Origin of the sequence: Bradyrhizobium sp. CCGUVB4N (assembly GCF_024199945.1) — a bacterium.
Taxonomy (GTDB): Bacteria; Pseudomonadota; Alphaproteobacteria; order Rhizobiales; family Xanthobacteraceae; genus Bradyrhizobium.
In genome coordinates, this window is record NZ_JANADP010000001.1 from 6,026,936 (window position 1) to 6,043,258 (window position 16,323).

General features: G+C 64.9%; 16 protein-coding genes. 9 read left to right on the top strand and 7 right to left on the bottom strand.

Features of this window, described 5'->3' with window-relative positions:
* The first annotated feature begins 2 nt into the window (after positions 1-2).
* The 6 genes from NLM31_RS27960 (at position 3) to NLM31_RS27985 (ending at position 8,009) form a co-directional block, all read left to right on the top strand.
* A complete protein-coding gene (locus tag NLM31_RS27960) occupies positions 3-890 on the top strand; it encodes an ABC transporter permease (protein ID WP_254194340.1) in 888 nt (295 codons plus the stop codon).
* Positions 890-2,557 (top strand): ABC transporter ATP-binding protein, encoded by a 1,668-nt coding sequence (locus NLM31_RS27965; protein ID WP_375167502.1) that lies wholly within the window; start codon positions 890-892, stop codon positions 2,555-2,557. Before NLM31_RS27960 ends, NLM31_RS27965 begins: the two co-directional genes overlap by 1 nt.
* A 298-nt stretch (positions 2,558-2,855) precedes the next feature.
* A complete protein-coding gene (locus NLM31_RS27970; protein ID WP_254194341.1) occupies positions 2,856-4,361 on the top strand; it encodes a M81 family metallopeptidase in 1,506 nt (501 codons plus the stop codon).
* A gap of 27 nt (positions 4,362-4,388) precedes the next feature.
* Entirely contained in the window at positions 4,389-5,552 is a 1,164-nt protein-coding gene (locus NLM31_RS27975) for a M20 aminoacylase family protein (RefSeq protein ID WP_254194342.1), read from the top strand.
* Between the two features lie 2 nt (positions 5,553-5,554).
* Complete coding sequence (locus tag NLM31_RS27980; protein ID WP_254194343.1) at positions 5,555-6,976, top strand: amidase; 1,422 nt, start codon at positions 5,555-5,557, stop codon at positions 6,974-6,976.
* 142 nt (positions 6,977-7,118) lie between these two features.
* Positions 7,119-8,009, top strand: coding sequence for a crotonase/enoyl-CoA hydratase family protein (locus NLM31_RS27985; protein ID WP_194482029.1), 891 nt, complete (start codon positions 7,119-7,121; stop codon positions 8,007-8,009).
* Between the two features lie 104 nt (positions 8,010-8,113).
* Here NLM31_RS27985 and NLM31_RS27990 read toward each other — a convergent pair whose 3' ends face one another.
* The 3 genes from NLM31_RS27990 to NLM31_RS28000 form a co-directional block, all read right to left on the bottom strand.
* On the bottom strand, positions 8,114-9,091 hold the full coding sequence (locus tag NLM31_RS27990) for an NADPH:quinone oxidoreductase family protein (protein ID WP_254194344.1): 978 nt from the start codon (positions 9,089-9,091) through the stop codon (positions 8,114-8,116).
* Complete coding sequence (locus NLM31_RS27995; RefSeq protein WP_254194345.1) at positions 9,091-9,699, bottom strand: 2-hydroxychromene-2-carboxylate isomerase; 609 nt, start codon at positions 9,697-9,699, stop codon at positions 9,091-9,093. The genes NLM31_RS27990 and NLM31_RS27995 overlap by 1 nt, the downstream gene beginning before the upstream one ends.
* A gap of 130 nt (positions 9,700-9,829) precedes the next feature.
* A complete protein-coding gene (locus NLM31_RS28000; RefSeq protein ID WP_254194346.1) occupies positions 9,830-10,531 on the bottom strand; it encodes a glutathione S-transferase N-terminal domain-containing protein in 702 nt (233 codons plus the stop codon).
* Between the two features lie 109 nt (positions 10,532-10,640).
* Between NLM31_RS28000 and NLM31_RS28005 the strand changes: the two genes are divergently transcribed.
* Positions 10,641-11,663 (top strand): methionine synthase, encoded by a 1,023-nt coding sequence (locus NLM31_RS28005; protein WP_254194347.1) that lies wholly within the window; start codon positions 10,641-10,643, stop codon positions 11,661-11,663.
* Complete coding sequence (locus NLM31_RS28010; RefSeq protein WP_254194348.1) at positions 11,663-11,896, top strand: hypothetical protein; 234 nt, start codon at positions 11,663-11,665, stop codon at positions 11,894-11,896. The genes NLM31_RS28005 and NLM31_RS28010 overlap by 1 nt, the downstream gene beginning before the upstream one ends.
* Here NLM31_RS28010 and NLM31_RS28015 read toward each other — a convergent pair.
* The 4 genes from NLM31_RS28015 to NLM31_RS28030 are packed head-to-tail and all read right to left on the bottom strand — an operon-like array spanning position 11,893 to position 14,624.
* Complete coding sequence (locus NLM31_RS28015; protein ID WP_254132397.1) at positions 11,893-12,510, bottom strand: hypothetical protein; 618 nt, start codon at positions 12,508-12,510, stop codon at positions 11,893-11,895. The two genes, NLM31_RS28010 and NLM31_RS28015, sit on opposite strands and share 4 nt — an antisense overlap.
* Positions 12,510-13,307 (bottom strand): class II aldolase/adducin family protein, encoded by a 798-nt coding sequence (locus NLM31_RS28020; protein WP_256561749.1) that lies wholly within the window; start codon positions 13,305-13,307, stop codon positions 12,510-12,512. Before NLM31_RS28020 ends, NLM31_RS28015 begins: the two co-directional genes overlap by 1 nt.
* 13 nt (positions 13,308-13,320) lie before the next feature.
* Positions 13,321-13,848, bottom strand: coding sequence for a xanthine phosphoribosyltransferase (gpt, locus tag NLM31_RS28025; RefSeq protein WP_194482023.1), 528 nt, complete (start codon positions 13,846-13,848; stop codon positions 13,321-13,323).
* Between the two features lie 38 nt (positions 13,849-13,886).
* Positions 13,887-14,624 carry a molybdopterin-binding protein gene (locus tag NLM31_RS28030; protein ID WP_254132399.1) on the bottom strand — a complete coding sequence of 246 codons (738 nt, stop codon included), beginning with the start codon at positions 14,622-14,624 and terminating at the stop codon, positions 13,887-13,889.
* A 277-nt stretch (positions 14,625-14,901) separates the two neighbouring features.
* Between NLM31_RS28030 and NLM31_RS28035 the strand changes: the two genes are divergently transcribed.
* Complete coding sequence (locus NLM31_RS28035; protein ID WP_254132400.1) at positions 14,902-16,320, top strand: circularly permuted type 2 ATP-grasp protein; 1,419 nt, start codon at positions 14,902-14,904, stop codon at positions 16,318-16,320.
* Positions 16,321-16,323 lie beyond the last annotated feature (3 nt).

Sequence of the window (16,323 nt, forward strand, 5' to 3'; positions counted from 1 at the left end):
AGATGTCAGTCGATACCCTTCCCCAGTCGTCCATCCCGATCACGTCGCCGCTGCGGCCGCGTTTCGGCTTCCTCACCTCGACGCCGATCATCGCCACGGCGACGGTGTTGCTCGCGCTGATCGTGCTGATCTCGATCCTGGCGCCGTTGATCGCGCCGCACGATCCGATCCAGCTCGCGCCGTCGCAGCGGCTCAAGCCCGCGTCGGCGCAGTTCCTGCTCGGCACCGACGCCTACGGCCGCGACCTGTTGTCGCGCGTCATCTATGGCGGCCGCATCTCGCTCCTGATCGGCATCGGCTCGGCGATCCTCTCGATCGCCATCGGCCTTGTGATCGGTCTCGTCTCCGGCTTCTTCAAGCTGATCGATTCCGTCCTGATGCGCATCATGGACGGCCTGATGGCGATGCCGAGCATCCTGCTTGCAATCGCCGTGGTGTCGCTGTCCGGCGCAAGCATCTGGACGGTGCTGGTCGCGATCACGATCCCCGAAATCCCGCGCGTGGCGCGCCTGGTGCGCTCGGTCGTCCTGTCGGCGCGTGAGGAGCCCTATGTGGAAGCCGCGATCTCGGTCGGCTCCTCGCTGCCCAAGATCATGTGGCGGCACCTGATGCCGAACACGATCGCGCCGCTGATCGTCCAGGGCACCTATGTCTGCGCGTCCGCGATCCTCACCGAGGCCATCCTCTCCTTCCTCGGCGCCGGCATCTCGCCGGAGACGCCGACCTGGGGCAACATCATGGCCGAGGGCCGCCAGTATTTTCAGCTCAAGCCGACCCTGATTTTCTGGCCGGGCCTGCTGCTCTCGATCGCCATCCTCAGCATCAACCTGATCGGCGACGCCGCGCGCGACGCACTCGATCCCCGCATGAAGCAGCGGGAGGGCAAATAATGACCGATCAAGTGATGACCAAAGACATCGTTCTCGACATCAACAACCTCGTCGTCTCCGTCGGCAAGAAGCCGGGCGGCGCGAAAATCATCGACGGCATCTCGATCCAGGTCCACCAGGGCGAGACGCTGTGCCTAGTCGGCGAAAGCGGCTCGGGCAAGTCGGTGACCTCGCTGACCACGATGGGCCTGCTGCCGAAGGGCACATTGGTTCCGACCAGTGGCAGCGTAAAACTCGTCGGCGAGGAGATCCTAACGGCGACCGATCGCCGCCTGCGCCAGCTGCGCGCGACGAAGATGGCGATGATCTTCCAGGAGCCGATGACCGCGCTCAATCCGGTCGTGCCGGTCGGCCGACAGATCGATGAAGTCTTGCGCGCCCACACCAAGCTCGACGCGAAGGCACGGAAGAAGCGCATCCTCGACATGATGGAGCAGGTCCACCTGCCTCAGGTCGAGCGCATCTTCGCCTCCTACCCGCATCGGCTCTCCGGCGGCCAGCGCCAGCGCATCATGATCGCGATGGCGCTGGTGCTGGAGCCGAAGCTGCTGATTGCCGACGAGCCGACCACCGCGCTCGACGTCACCACGCAGAAGCAGATCCTGTCCCTGATCCGCGAGCTCCAGCGCGATCACGGCACCGCCGTGCTGTTCATCACCCACGACATGGGCGTGGTCGCCGAGATCGCGGACCGCGTCGCGGTGATGCGGCAGGGTCGCCTGGTCGAGACCGGCCAGCTCGAGACCGTGCTGCGCAACCCCACGATGGAATACACCCGCAATTTGCTCGCTTCGGTGCCGAGCCTGGTGCCGCGGCCGCCGCGCGAGGAGAGCAAGGAACCGGTGGTGCTCGAGGCCAACGATCTCAGCAAGATCTACAAGGAGCGCGCGTTCTTCGGCAAAGGCCGCGAGGTCGTCGCCGCCGACAAGGTGACGCTGACGCTGCGCAAGGGCCGCACGCTCGGCATCGTCGGTGAAAGCGGCTCGGGCAAGTCGACCGTGGCGCGCTGCATCGTCCGCCTGATCGATCCGACCTCCGGCGGCGTGCGGCTGGCCGGCCGCGAGATCTCCGACATCTCGCGACGCCTGCTGCAGCCGCACCGGCAGAAGATCCAGATCGTGTTCCAGGATCCCTACCGCTCGCTCAACCCGCGCATCACCGTCGGCGAGAGCATCGCGGAAGGCCCGATCAACTACGGCACCTCGCATGCCGCCGCGATGAAGCGCGCGCGCGAACTGCTCGAACTCGTCGGCCTGCCGGCCGACGCGGTCTCGCGCTATCCGCACCAGTTCTCCGGCGGCCAGCGCCAGCGCATCGCCATTGCCCGCGCGCTCGCGCTCGATCCGGACGTGCTGGTCGCGGACGAAGCGGTCTCCGCGCTCGACGTCTCCGTGCAGGCGCAGGTACTGGAACTGCTCGACGAGATCCAGAAGCGGCTCGGCATCGCCATCCTGTTCATCACCCACGATCTGCGCGTCGCAGCCCAAATCTGCGACGAGGTCGTGGTGATGCAGCACGGTCGCGTCGTCGAACAGGGCCCGGCCGCCGAGGTGCTGACGCATCCGCAGGAGGCCTATACCAAGGCCCTTCTGGATGCGGCACCAGGACGCAACTGGGACTTTGCGAATTTCCGGCCGGTGTCGGAGGGTGTGGCGGCTGCGCTGTAGCGAGACTCTCGGCTGTCGTCCCGGCGCACGCCGAGACCCATACCGCGGAATATATCGATCGCGCCTGGTGCTGATCCCGAACGACCAGCCTTCGCCAAACTCCTCCCTGGGGTTATGGGTCCCCGCGTGCGCCGGGACGACACTGAGTGTTTAGAGGCGCCTTCGCTGACAATACGGACCGCATCCGCAGCATTCCCAAAACGGCCTGAGGCCATGCGTGGCGCGACTGCTTCCCACCTTGCCCTCGCCGCAGCGCCATGGCTAATTTCGCGCAACTTTTAACGCTGGACTTGCATTGATGACACGCATCGCCGTCGGCGGCTTCCTCCACGAGACCAACACCTTCGCCCCGACGAAGGCGACGTTTGCGGACTTCCAGCATGGCGGCGGCTGGCCGGCGATGACCACAGGTCCCGACGTGCTGAAGGTAATGCGGCGCATCAATGTCGGGCTGGCCGGTTTCGTCGACAGCGCCGAGGCCAACGGCTGGGAACTCGTTCCGACGATTGCTTGCGGCGCGAGCCCCTCGGCGCACGTCACCAAGGATGCGTTCGAGCGCATCGTGAAGGTGATGGTGGACGGCATCGCAGCCGCGGGCCCGATCGACGCTGTCTGTCTCGATTTGCACGGCGCGATGGTCACCGAACATCTCGACGACGGTGAAGGCGAGATTCTGGCGCGCGTCCGTCGCGTCATCGGCAAGGATGTCCCGCTGGTCGCGAGCCTCGACCTTCACGCCAACGTCACGCCCGAAATGATGGAACATGCGGACGCGCTGATCGCCTACCGCACCTATCCCCACGTCGACATGGCCGAGACCGGCCGTGCCTCGGCCAAGCACCTTGCTCTGCTTCTGAAGACAAAGCAGCGCTTCGCAAAATCGTTCCGGCAGTTGCCGTTCCTGATCGCGATCAGCTGGCAATGCACCAACGATTTTCCGACCAAAGGCATCTACGAGAAGCTCGCAGCGCTGGAGAACGATGCGGTTCCCACGCTCTCCTTCGCGCCGGGTTTTCCAGCCGCCGATTTCCGCGATTGCGGGCCGAGCGTGTTCGCCTACGGCAGGACGCAAGAAGATGCCGACCGCGCGGCAGATGCGATCGTCAGACTGATCGAAAGCCACGAGGACGACTTCGACGGCAAGATCTGGTCGCCCGATGACGGCGTCCGCCACGCCATGGAACTCTCGAAGAACGCCAGCAAGCCGATCATCATCGCCGATACCCAGGACAATCCCGGTGCCGGTGGTGATTCCGACACTACCGGCATGTTGCGCGCGCTGGTGCGCAACAAGGCGAGCGCCGCGACCGGCGCTATCTACGATCCGGTCTCTGCCAAGGCAGCTCACGAAGCCGGCGTCGGCGCCACCGTCACGCTCTCGCTCGGCGGCAAGTCCGGCATTCCCGGCGACGAGCCCTATACCGAGACCTTCGTCGTCGAAAAGCTCTCCGACGGCCGCTTCATCGCGCCCGGCCCCTATTATGGCGGCCGCGAGATGGAGATGGGCCCGTCCGCGGCCTTGCGCATCGGCGATGTCCGCGTCGTCGTCTCCTCGCACAAGGCGCAGCTCGCCGATCAGGCGATGTACCGCTGTGTCGGCATCGAGCCGACCGCAGAAAAAATTCTGGTCAACAAGAGCTCGGTGCATTTCCGTGCCGATTTCGAGCCGATCGCGGAAAAGCTGATGATCTGCGCAGCGCCCGGCGCGATGCCGGCTGACACCGCCACCCTGCCCTGGACGCGCCTGCGGCCGGGCATCCGCATCAAGCCGAACGGCCCCGCTTTCGCGCCCAAATCTCGCTAATCAAGTCACGCCAACCGGACAGGACACATGCCCACCATTGACCGCATCGACGGCTACGCCGACGAACTCACCGCCATCCGCCGCGACATCCACGCCCATCCCGAGATCGGCTTCGAGGAGGTCCGGACCTCCGGCATCGTCGCCGACAAGCTGCAGAGCTGGGGCATCGAGGTGCATCGCGGCCTCGGCGGCACCGGCGTGATCGGCGTCATCAAGGGCAAGGGCTCGGGCAGCAAGCGCATCGGCTTGCGCGCCGACATGGACGCGCTGCCGATGGAAGAGAACACCAATCTGAAATGGAGCTCGAAAATCCCCGGCCGCTTCCACGGCTGCGGGCACGACGGCCACACCACCATGCTGCTCGGCACCGCGCGCTATCTCGCCGAGACCCGGAATTTCGACGGCACCGTGCACCTGATCTTCCAGCCGGCCGAGGAAGGCCTCGGCGGCGCGCGCGCGATGATCAAGGACGGCCTGTTCGAGAAGTTTCCGTGCGACGAGCTCTACGGCCTGCACAACGCGCCCGACCTCAATCTCGGCGAGATCGCGATCCTGCCGGGCCCGGCGATGGCCAGCGCCGACTTCTTCGACCTCCGCATCACCGGCTATGGCGCGCATGGCGCGATGCCCGAGCGCTCCAAGGACGCGGTGATCATCGCGACCACGCTGGCGCAGGCGATCCAGACCATCGTCAGCCGCAACGTCGAGCCGCTGCAGGCTGCTGTCGTCTCGATCACCCAGATCCACGCGGGCTCCGCCTACAACGTCATTCCCGGCGACGCGCATCTTTGCGGCACCATCCGCACCTTCTCGAAGGAAGTCCGCACCCTGGTCAGCGAACGCATCCGCACGATCTGCGCCGGCATCGCGAGCGCCTATCAGTGTGTGATCGACGTCGACATCCGCGACACCTTCAACGTGCTGGTCAACCAGGTCGAGCAGTCCAAGGTGGTCGAGGACGTCGCCCGCACCATCATCGACCCCGCCAAGGTGATCACCCGTAGCCAGCCGAAGATGGGCAGCGAGGATTTCGCCGACATGCTGGAGACCATTCCCGGCGCCTATTTCTGGGTCGGTCATGATGGCTCGGTGCCGGTGCACAATCCCGGCTTCGTGCTCGACGACAAGATCCTGCCGATCGGCGCCAGCATGTTCGCCCGGATCATCGAAACGCGCATGCCGGTCGCTTAACAATGCAGAAAAAGAGCGTCGAAGAGGCGGTCACCTCGCTGCACGATCTGTCCGCCGTCGATCTGATCGCGGGCTATCGGGCCAAGCAGTTCTCGCCGAGCGAGGTGCTGGAGGACGTGCTTGCGCATGTCGCTGCGTGGGAGCCGCACCTGAAGGCGCTCTATGCGTTCGATCCCGACAGCGCGCGCGAGGCCGCAGCCGCCTCGACCGCGCGCTGGTCAGGCGGCGAACCGTCAGGCCCGCTCGACGGCGTGCCCGTCACGGTGAAGGACAATATCGCGACCAAGGGCGTGCCGGTGCCGCTGGGGGCTGCGAGCGTCAAGCTCGTGCCGGCCGAGAAGGATGCCCCGCCCGCCGCGCGTCTGCGTGAGGCTGGTGCGATCATCTTCGCCAAGACCACCATGCCCGATTACGGCATGCTGTCATCGGGGCTCTCCTCGTTCCATGCGCTCGCGCGCAATCCCTGGGATCTCTCAAAAAACCCCGGCGGCTCCAGCGCGGGTGCAGGCGCTGCTGCGGCGGCCGGCTATGGCCCGCTGCATCTCGGCACCGATATCGGCGGCTCGGTGCGCCTGCCCGCGGGCTGGTGCGGTCTCGTCGGCCTGAAGCCCAGCTTCGGCCGCGTGCCGATCGATCCCACCTATGTCGGCCGCGTCGCCGGCCCCATGACCCGCACGGTCGATGATTGCGCCCTGATGATGAGTGCGATCGCAAAGCCCGACCGCCGTGACGGCATGAGCCTGCCGGCAGAGCCTCTGAACTGGAAAGGGCTGGAAAAATCTCCGCGCAAATTGCGCATCGGCCTGATGCTCGATGCCGGCGTCGGCCTGCCGGCGGAAAGGCCGGTCCGCGACGTTGCGGTGAAAGCCGCAAAGGCGTTCGAATCCGCTGGCAGCGTCGTCACCGAGGTCGACGGCATTCTCACGCGCGAGATGCTCGATGGTCTCGACAATTTCTGGCGCGCGCGGATGTGGGACGATCTGGCGAAGCTGACGCCGGCCGAACAGGCAAAAGTGCTGCCCTATATCTTCAAATGGGGCGCGTCCGGCGCGAAGCTGTCGGGCGTCGACGTCATCCGTGGCTTCAACCAGACCATGGCGATCCGCGCTGCGGCCTCAAAACTGTTCTGCGAGCTCGACTATGTGATCTCGCCGACCGCGCCGAACGTGAACTACGCGGCGGAATGGGCCTCGCCCACCAACGATCCGATGCGGCCGTTCGAGCACATCTGCTATACCGTGCCGTGGAATATGTCGGAGAACCCGGCCGTCTCCATCAATGGCGGCTTCGACGCCAACGGTTTTCCCATCGGCGTGCAGATCGTCGGTCGCCGCTTCGACGATATCGGCGTGCTCGGCATGGCCAAGGCCTTCGAGGGCCTGCGCGGGGCGCAGCAGCCCTGGCCGAAGCCGCCGGCGAAGTAGCTTTGTCCGTCATGGCCGGGCTTGTCCCGGCCATCCACGTTCTTGTACTGCATCATCAGATGCCCAGTCCGCGCAAGACGGACAGTGGCGACCGTGCGTCTCGTCTCATCGAGACCGCATTTAAGCTAAGGAAGGGAACCACATGGCGTATGAGACGATCAAATACGAGGTCGCCGAGCAGATCCTCACCATCACGCTGAACCGGCCCGACAAGCTCAACGCCTTCAACGCGCAGATGCAGGCCGAGCTGATCGACGCGTTCGATGCCGCCGACAAGGACGACAATGTCCGCGCCATCATCGTCACCGGCGCCGGCCGCGGATTTTGCGCAGGCGCGGATCTCTCCTCGGGCGCCGATACCTTCGATCGCGACGCGCGGCGCGGGCCCGTCAAACGCTTCGCCGACGGCAAGGTCGATTACAGCGATCCGCAGGTGCGCGATGGCGGCGGCCAGGTCACCTTGCGCATCTTCAAGTGCCTGAAGCCGGTGATCGCCGCGGTGAACGGGCCAGCCGTCGGCATCGGCGTCACCATGCAGCTCGCCATGGACATCCGCATCGCCTCGGACGCGGCGCGCTTCGGCTTCGTGTTCTCCCAGCGCGGCATCGTGCCGGAGGCGGCCTCGAGCTGGTTCCTGCCGCGCATCGTCGGTATCTCGCAGGCGCTGGAATGGTGCTATTCGGGTCGCGTCTTCCCGGCGCAAGAGGCTCTCGCCGGCCGTCTCGTCAGCAAGGTCGTAGCGCCGGATGATCTGTTGCCGACCGCCCGCGCGCTCGCCAAGGAATTCGCGGCCAAGACCGCGCCGGTGTCGGTGGCGCTGATCCGCCAGATGATGTGGCGCATGATGGGCGCGGACGATCCGATGGAAGCCCACAAGGTCGACAGCCGCGGCATCTACGCCCGCGGCCGCTCCGAGGATGTGAAGGAAGGCGTGGTATCGTTCCTGGAGAAGCGGCCGGCGCAGTTCAAGAACAAGGTGTCGAGCGATATGCCGGACTATTTCCCTTGGTGGACGGAGCGGGAATACAAGTAGCTTCGTAGGGCGGGTTAGCCGAAGGCGTAACCCGCCACTTCTCTCGCGGCAATCAAACGGCGGATTACGCTTCGCTAATCCGCCCTACGAACATAGCGGCACCGTCAATCCATCACCAGCGCCACGCGCCCGATCGCCTTGCGGTCGAGCAGCAGCCGCATCGCCTTGGCGTAGTCCTCCAGCGGCAGGCGATGCGAAATGTTCGGGCGCAGCTTGCCCTCCTCCGCCCATTGCAGCAGCGCCTTCAGGCGCACTTCGCCAAGTGCGGGATTTTTCCGCACCGCCTCACCCGCGCGCACACCGAGCACGCTGGCGCCCTTGATCAGCAGCAGGTTGGTCTTGGCCGAGCCGATGCCTCCGGTGAAACCGATCACCAGCAGCCGCGCGCCCCAGGCGATGCAGCGCATCGAGCTCTCGAACACGTCGCCGCCAACGGGATCGAACACCACGTCGGCGCCGCGGCCATCGGTGATGCGCTTGACGGCATCGCGAAATGGTTCGCGGTCGTAGCGCACGAGATGATCGGCACCGCGCGATTTGGCAATGGCCAGCTTCTCGTCGCTGGACGCCGTCGCGATCACGGTCGCGCCCAGCATCTTGCCGATCTCGACAGCGGCAAGGCCGACGCCGCCGCCGGCGCCGTGCACCAGCAATACCTCGCCCGGCTCGACCCGGCCGCGATCGATCAGCGCGTGATAGGCCGTGCCGTGGCCGGCGAGATAGGTCGCACCTTCCGCGTAGTCGAAGGTCGACGGCATCGGCGTGAGCTGCGCCGGCGTCACCACGGCCTCATCCGTGAAGGCGCCGTGACGCATCTTGACGATGACCTTGTCGCCGACAGCGACGCCCTTCGCCTCCGCGCCGACTTCGGTCACGTCGCCGGCGGCTTCCATGCCGGGCGTGAACGGCAACTCGGGCTTGAGCTGGTATTCGCCGGCCGCCATCAGCACATCAGGGAAATTGAGGCCCGCGGCGCGGATCGCGACGCGGACCTCGCCCGGCTTCAGGGCACGCGAGGGAAACTCTTCCAGCAGCAAGCTCTCGGGCGCGCCGAGCGCGCGGCAAACAACAGCCCGTACCATCAGGCCGCGCTCGCCTTGCTGCGCTTAAGCGCCTCGCGGATCAGTGGCAGGCGGTCATTGCCGAAATACATGTCGGTCTTATTGACGAAGATCGTCGGCGAGCCGAAGCCGCCGCGGGCGACGACCTCCTCCGTGTTGGCTTTGAGCTGGTCCTTGATCGCCTGCTCCGAGATGCCCGCGAAGAACTTTTGCTCGTCGATGCCCGCTTTCTTGCAGATCTCGGCCAGCACCGCATCCTGCGAGATGTCCTTGTCACCGCCCCAATAGGCCTCGAACACGCTCGTGGCGAACGGCACCATGTCCTTGCCCAACCAGATGCAGCCGCGCATCGCCTTGACGCTGTTCACCGGAAACACCGTCGGCGGCATCTTGATCGCAAGACCAGCCGAGCGCGCCCAGTCGGCGAGGTCCTTCTTCATGTAACGCGCCTTCAACGGCACCGGCGTCTCCCGCTGCGCGTAGACGCTCGGGTTGACGGTGTTGAAGATGCCGCCAACCAGGATCGGCCGCCAGATGATCTCGGCGCCGAGCTCGCTCGCGAGCGGCTGGATGTTGTGGAAGGCGAGATAGGTCCAGGGGCTGGAACAGTCGAAGAAGAACTCGATCATGGTGTTTCCTTTGCTGACGGACCTCATCCTGAGGAGGCCGCATAGCGGCCGTCTCGAAGGATGGCCGCGGGTGACAACCGGGCCTTCATGGTTCGAGACGCGCCTGCGGCGCTCCTCACCATGAGGAGCACTACCTCTTTCCCAACACTTCCTTAGCCCTCTGGCCGAACATGATCTTGCGTGATTCCTCGTCGAACGGCTCCTTCACGAATTTTCCGATCGCGAGCCCCGCCTGTACCTGCGGCCTGGCCCGCACCTCGGCGTACCAGCGCTTCACATTCGGATAGTCGTCGAGGGTAAAGCCCTGCGCCTTGTGGGTCATGGTCCAGGGGAAGCAGGCGATGTCGGCGATCGAATAGTCGCCGGCGACATAGGCGCCGGTCTTGGCGAGTTGGCGATCGAGCACGCCATAGAGCCGCGCGGCCTCGTCGCGGTAGCGCTCGATCGCGTAGGGAATCTTCTCCGCCGCATAGAGCGCAAAATGGCCGTGCTGACCAAGCATCGGCCCGAGCCCCGCCATCTGCCACATCACCCATTGGATCGTGGTGGAGCGGCCGCGCAGGTCGCTGGGGAGGAAACGCCCGGTCTTCTCCGCCAAATAGATCAGGATGGCACCGGTCTCGAATACCGAGAACGGCCCGCCGTCATCGGCGGGATCATGATCGACAATCGCGGGTATGCGGTTGTTGGGCGAGATCGCCAGAAAGTCGGGGCTGAACTGCTCGCCGGCGCGGATGTTGACGGGCTTCACCGTATAGGGAAGCCCGAGTTCCTCCAGCATGATCGAGATTTTCCAGCCGTTCGGCGTCGGCGCGTAGTGGAGGTCGATCATCACCTTCCCTGTCGTCGCCAATGGAATAGAGAGCGACTTTTGTTGTTCTGTACCTCGACGTTAAGACATGGCAGACAGAGGCGCAATCACAACCCGCCGGGAGGGACCCATGCTGTTTCCAACGACGATCGCCGGCTCCTTGCCGAAGCCGGAATGGCTCGCCGAACCCAACATGCTCTGGGCGCCCTGGAAGTCGCAAGGCGACGAGCTGCTCCGCGCCAAACGCGACGCCACGCTGATCTGGCTGAAGATCCAGGAGGACGCCGGCATCGACATCGTCACCGAGGGCGAGCAGGCCCGGCAGCATTTCGTGCACGGTTTCCTCGAGAAGATCGAGGGCATCGATTTCGCCCACAAGGTCGAGATGGGCATCCGGAAAGATCGCTACAAGGCAATGGTGCCGCAAGTGGTCGCGCCGCTGCGGCTGAAGGGGCGCGTCCACGACTTTGAGGCCCGCGTGGCGCGCGCGCATACGAAGAAGAAGCTCAAGTTCACCCTGCCCGGCCCGATGACCATCATCGACACCATCTCCGACAGTTACTATGGCGACCGCGTCAAGATGGCGTTTGCCTTTGCCGAGCTGTTGAACGAGGAAGCCAAGGCGCTGCAGGCCGACGGCATCGATCTCGTGCAGTTCGACGAGCCTGCCTTCAACGTCTACATGGACGAGGTCAACGACTGGGGCATCAAGGCGCTGGAGCGCGCCGCACAGGGCCTCACCTGCACCACCGCCGTCCACATCTGCTACGGCTACGGCATCAAGGCCAATACCGACTGGAAGGAAACGCTGGGCGCGCAGTGGCGGCAGTATGAGCAGATTTTTCCGGCGATCGATGCCAGCCCGATCCAGCAGGTCGCGATCGAGTGCCGCAATTCCAAGGTGCCGCTCGATCTGCTCGCGCTCTTGAAGACCAAGATCGTCCAGGCCGGAGTGATCGATGTCGCCAGCGACACGGTCGAGACCGCCGAGGACGTCGTCAAGGTGATCGACGCGGTGTCGAAATTCGTGCCGAAGAGCAACATCATCGCCACCACCAATTGCGGCATGGCGCCGATGCGGCGCGAGATCGCCGAAGCCAAGCTGATGGCGCTCGGCGCCGGCGCTGCGCTGGCGCGTGAGAAACTCGGGTGATGGTGGTTGTTCGGACGGCACTCGCGGTCGCCGCGCTGGCAGCGCTCATGCTGCCGGCGCAGGCGGAAGACCGCTCGGTGCTCATGAATTGCAAGGCGATGGTGGAGCGTGCGTCGAAGGATGCCGGTGCCGCGAGCGAAGCCGAGCTGACCCGCTGCCGCCAGGTGATCCGCGAATGGGCGCTGCGCGATGCGCGCACGACGGTGGATGAAGAGGGCAAGCCGCTGCGCTAGCCGCGTGCGGTCGGATGCAGCACGGGCTGGTAGCCCGCATTCATCGTGCGCAGCGTCGATGGCGGCGTCAGCAGCGTTGCTTCGGCGGGGTGACGCTCGACAGCGCCATAGCCCTCCGGCGACCACAGCAGCGCCCTGCCCTGCGTGACCAGATAGCTCTCGTCCCCCTGCTGCAGCATCGCGCCTTCGGGAAGCTGGTCGAGCGGCACCAGCAGCGCGTGCAGCCGCTTCCTGCCGTGATCGAGCCGCTCGTGGTGCAGCACAGTGTCGATGTCGTGCATGCGGACGTCGTGCACGCGGTTGCCCTTCTCCCACGCGGCGCGGAAGCGGTTGGCGTCGTCGCGACGGCAGTAGAAGCAGGGGCGATGGCCGGCGGCGAGCGCGGTCGCCTCATCCAGGAAGAACAGCTCCGTCCAGCTCCGCTGCGCCATCACCTCGCGGCGGCGGCCGCGAAATTCGCAGGTGCAGGTGAGCCAGGCCGGCGACGACCAGCGCTTCTTCAGCAGCGTCTTCGTCGCGGGATCGTGGATGATGCCGCGGTTGCCGGTGAACAGCCCACGATGCGGGGTGGCGATGATGTCGCCGGTGGGCGTGACGCGGTTTTGCAGGGGCATTATTTTGTCGCCGCTGTGACACGCATCTTCCAGAGATTCCAGACGCGATCGAGCACCTGAACGTTGACCGCATCGGCCTTCGTCGCCTCGGTCGGGGTCAGATAGTTGACCTCGCCGCCGAGCGCGAGGGCCTGCGACAGCAGCCGCGCATCGACGTCGGTGTAATAGGCGCGGAACACCGCGAGCTTCACGGATGGGCCGACCGTCGCATCGCCATGGCCACGCATCAGCACCACCGATTTGTCTGCGAGCGCGAGCGCCAGCGACTTGCCGATCGCCGCGTTGCTCACGAGCATGTTGGTCTCGCCGAACTCCTTGCGTATCTCCCAGACCGGCGCCCCCGCGCCGAGGAAGGCCGCGTTGTGGAAGATGGGCCGCAAGCTCACCTGGCTGACCGTGAACGGGATCACGCCAGGCGAGTGCGTATGCACCACCGCCATCACGTCCGGCCGCGCCTTGTAGATCTCGCTGTGGATGTAGCGCTCGAGGAAGACGGTGCGGCCCTTGGCATCGACGGCGTTACCGTCGAGATCGAACTCCATGACGTCGTCGGCGGTGACCAGCGCCGGCGCCAGCGAGCGCGACATCAGGAAGCGATCGGGATGGCCGGGATCACGCGCGCTGACATGGCCGAATGCGTCAACCACACCGAACTCGGCGAGCACCCGGCTGCCGACCACGATGTCGTCGATGACAGAAGCACGATCCTGGCTGCGCGCCTCGGCCGTCACAAAGATCGCCGCAAGCGCGACGATGAAGCCACAAAGTGCCAACCGCGCGCGTCCGGCCATGGCCATCAGCCTTTCGTGCCTACGCAGCACCGTCGCGGAGCGGCGGGTGGTAGGAAAGCGCAGTGTCCCAGGGGAAGAAGATCCAGGTGTCCTGCGAGACTTCCGTGATGAAGGTGTCGACCAGCGGACGCCCCTTTGGCTTGGCGTAAACTGTCGCGAAATGCGCATCGGGCAGCATCTCGCGCACCAGTTTGCCGGTCTTGCCGGTGTCGACGAGGTCGTCGACGATCAACAGCCCCTTGCCGGTGCCGCCGCCGAGCTTCATGGCTTGTTCGGAAATACCCTTAAGCACCTGCAGCTCGCCCTGCTTGTCGTGGTCGTAGCTGGCGATGCAGACCGTATCGATCACGCGCACGCCCAGCTCGCGCGCCACGATCGCGGCCGGCACCAGGCCGCCGCGGGTGATCGCGATCACCGCATGGAACGGACCGACCTCATTCAGCCGCCAGGTCAGCGCCCGGCAATCCCGGTGGAACTGATCCCACGACACCGGAAAGGGCCGGCCCGCCCGCTCCTGCGCGCTCAGTTCCGGTGCTTCACCAGCCATCATCGTCTCCTGCATTCGTCTGCCGGCAGCTCCATTTGCTACCGGGTGATGTTCAATCCCGCCAGCATTTCCTTCACCGCCGACATCGCGGATGCGAGCTTATCCGCATCGCGCGAGCGCACCACCAGATTGGTGTTCGGCTTTTGCTCCTCGTCCATGAAGGGATAGCTGCCGATGATGGTGTCGGGATGAGCGGCGGCGATCGCCCGCAGCGGGCTGCCGATGTCGCCTTCCCGCGCATTGGCACGGACTGATTCGGAAAGCATCCGCACACCCGATTTCAGCTTGGGCGAAACGATGTCCATCATGGCCTGCATGATTGAGGGCACGCCGGCCATCACGATGACATTGCCGATCTTGAAGCCGGGGGCGAGGATGGTTGCGCTCTGGATCAGCTCGGCGCCGTCGGGAATGCGGGCCATGCGCAAGCGGGCCTCGTTGAGGTCCTGCTCGCTCCAGCGCTCCTTGAAGCGGGCGACCACCTCCGGGTGATGGTCGATGCCGACGCCGAACGCCTTGGCGACGCTATCAGCAGTGATGTCGTCATGGGTTGGCCCAATGCCGCCGGTGGTGAACACATAATTGTAGCGATGCCGCAGTGCATCCAAGGCGGCGATGATGTCGGGCTCGTCGTCGGAGACGACCCGGACTTCCTTCAGGTCGATGCCGATATTGGTCAGGTATTCGGCGATGAAGCCGATATTCTTGTCCTTGGTCCGGCCGGACAGGATTTCATCCCCGATGACCAGAATGCCCGCCGTGACGATCTCGCTCATGCCTTAAGTCCCTCACCTCTGGTCCCGACTTTGCCGAGGTAACGCGTTGAAGTCACGCGGTTTTGCTGCCGAAATAAGCAGTCCTCAGCCATTTTTTCAGGCAGCTCACCGGTCATCCCCGGCAAATGCCCCTTCTCAATGCTTATAGCGCTGGCCCGCCCCTTGCTACCTCCTCAGAGTCATGCACTCTTGCCGCATGGCCAGGACGTTGCGGTCTTCATCAAGGCCTGACGACCTGTCCAATGGCGCAACGCCTAGCGGAGACAAGTCGGGATCTATGGCAGTCGCGTTTGACGAAATGAATATTCCGGGTGGGGACCTACGCCCCGCCTATCAGGAGCTGGCACGCTGGCTCAAGGAGACGCCTCCAGAGGCGCTCGAATATCGCCGCCAAGAGGCCGAGCTCCTGTTCCGCCGCATCGGCATCACCTTTGCGGTCTATGGGGACTCCGAATCCACCGAGCGCCTGATCCCGTTCGACGTGATCCCGCGGATCATGTCCGGCAAGGAATGGACGCTGCTGGAGAGGGGCCTGAAGCAGCGCGTCAAGGCGCTGAACATGTTCCTGCGCGACATCTATCACGGCCGTGACATCCTCCGCGCCGAGATCGTGCCCGACGATCTGATCTTCCAGAACCCGGTCTTCCGCCCCGAGATGAACGGCCAGCAGGTGCCGCACGACGTTTACGTGCACATCGCCGGCATCGATATCATTCGGGTCGATGCCAACGACTTCATCGTGCTGGAGGACAATGCGCGCACGCCGTCGGGCGTGTCCTACATGCTGGAAAACCGCGAGATCATGATGCGGCTGTTTCCGGATCTGTTCGCCCGCCACAGGGTGGCGCCGGTCGAGCGCTATCCGGACGAACTGCTCTCCGCGCTGCGCTCGGTCGCACCGAACAGTGCCTCAGGTGAACCGACGGTCGCCCTCCTCACGCCCGGCGTCTACAACTCCGCCTATTACGAGCACTCCTTCCTTGCCGACAAGCTCGGCATCGAGCTGGTCGAGGGCCGCGACCTCATCGTCAAGAACAACGAAGTGTTCATGCGGACGACCGAGGGCGTGAAACGGGTCGACGTGATCTACCGCCGCGTCGACGACGATTTCCTCGATCCCCTCACCTTCCGTCCCGACTCCGCGCTCGGCGTGCCCGGGCTGATGTCGGCCTACGCGGCCGGCAACATCACGCTCGCCAATGCGGTCGGCACCGGCATCGCCGACGACAAGGCGATCTACTCCTACATGCCGGAGATCGTGAAATTCTACCTCGGCGAGGAGCCGATCCTGAAGAACGTGCAGACCTGGCGCTGCCGCGAGCCGAAGGATCTCGCTTACGTGCTCGACCATCTCGGCGATCTCGTCGTCAAGGAAGTGCACGGCTCCGGCGGTTACGGCATGCTGATCGGCCCCGCGGCGACGAAAGCAACGATCGAAGCTTTCCGCGAGAAGCTCAAACGCGAGCCGGAAGGCTTCATCGCCCAGCCGACGCTGGCGCTCTCGACCTGCCCGACCTGCACGGCAAGCGGCCTCGCGCCGCGCCATGTGGACCTGCGCCCCTTCGTGCTCACCGGCAGCAAGAGCACGACGATCGTGCCGGGCGGGCTGACACGTGTTGCGCTGAAGGAAGGTTCGCTCGTGGTGAATTCGAGCCAGGGCGGCGGCACCAAAGATACCTGGATTTTGGACGAGTAGAGA

Bases quoted from the DNA above. Each gene is read 5' to 3' on its own strand.
- NLM31_RS27960 (WP_254194340.1), top strand. From the start codon at position 3: ATGTCAGTCGATACCCTTCCCCAGTCGTCCATCCCGATCACGTCGCCG.
- NLM31_RS27965 (WP_375167502.1), top strand. From the start codon at position 890: ATGACCGATCAAGTGATGACCAAAGACATCGTTCTCGACATCAACAAC.
- NLM31_RS27970 (WP_254194341.1), top strand. From the start codon at position 2,856: ATGACACGCATCGCCGTCGGCGGCTTCCTCCACGAGACCAACACCTTC.
- NLM31_RS27975 (WP_254194342.1), top strand. From the start codon at position 4,389: ATGCCCACCATTGACCGCATCGACGGCTACGCCGACGAACTCACCGCC.
- NLM31_RS27980 (WP_254194343.1), top strand. From the start codon at position 5,555: ATGCAGAAAAAGAGCGTCGAAGAGGCGGTCACCTCGCTGCACGATCTG.
- NLM31_RS27985 (WP_194482029.1), top strand. From the start codon at position 7,119: ATGGCGTATGAGACGATCAAATACGAGGTCGCCGAGCAGATCCTCACC.
- NLM31_RS27990 (WP_254194344.1), bottom strand. From the start codon at position 9,091: ATGGTACGGGCTGTTGTTTGCCGCGCGCTCGGCGCGCCCGAGAGCTTG.
- NLM31_RS27995 (WP_254194345.1), bottom strand. From the start codon at position 9,699: ATGATCGAGTTCTTCTTCGACTGTTCCAGCCCCTGGACCTATCTCGCC.
- NLM31_RS28000 (WP_254194346.1), bottom strand. From the start codon at position 10,531: ATGATCGACCTCCACTACGCGCCGACGCCGAACGGCTGGAAAATCTCG.
- NLM31_RS28005 (WP_254194347.1), top strand. From the start codon at position 10,641: ATGCTGTTTCCAACGACGATCGCCGGCTCCTTGCCGAAGCCGGAATGG.
- NLM31_RS28010 (WP_254194348.1), top strand. From the start codon at position 11,663: ATGGTGGTTGTTCGGACGGCACTCGCGGTCGCCGCGCTGGCAGCGCTC.
- NLM31_RS28015 (WP_254132397.1), bottom strand. From the start codon at position 12,510: ATGCCCCTGCAAAACCGCGTCACGCCCACCGGCGACATCATCGCCACC.
- NLM31_RS28020 (WP_256561749.1), bottom strand. From the start codon at position 13,307: ATGGCCATGGCCGGACGCGCGCGGTTGGCACTTTGTGGCTTCATCGTC.
- gpt (WP_194482023.1), bottom strand. From the start codon at position 13,848: ATGGCTGGTGAAGCACCGGAACTGAGCGCGCAGGAGCGGGCGGGCCGG.
- NLM31_RS28030 (WP_254132399.1), bottom strand. From the start codon at position 14,624: ATGAGCGAGATCGTCACGGCGGGCATTCTGGTCATCGGGGATGAAATC.
- NLM31_RS28035 (WP_254132400.1), top strand. From the start codon at position 14,902: ATGGCAGTCGCGTTTGACGAAATGAATATTCCGGGTGGGGACCTACGC.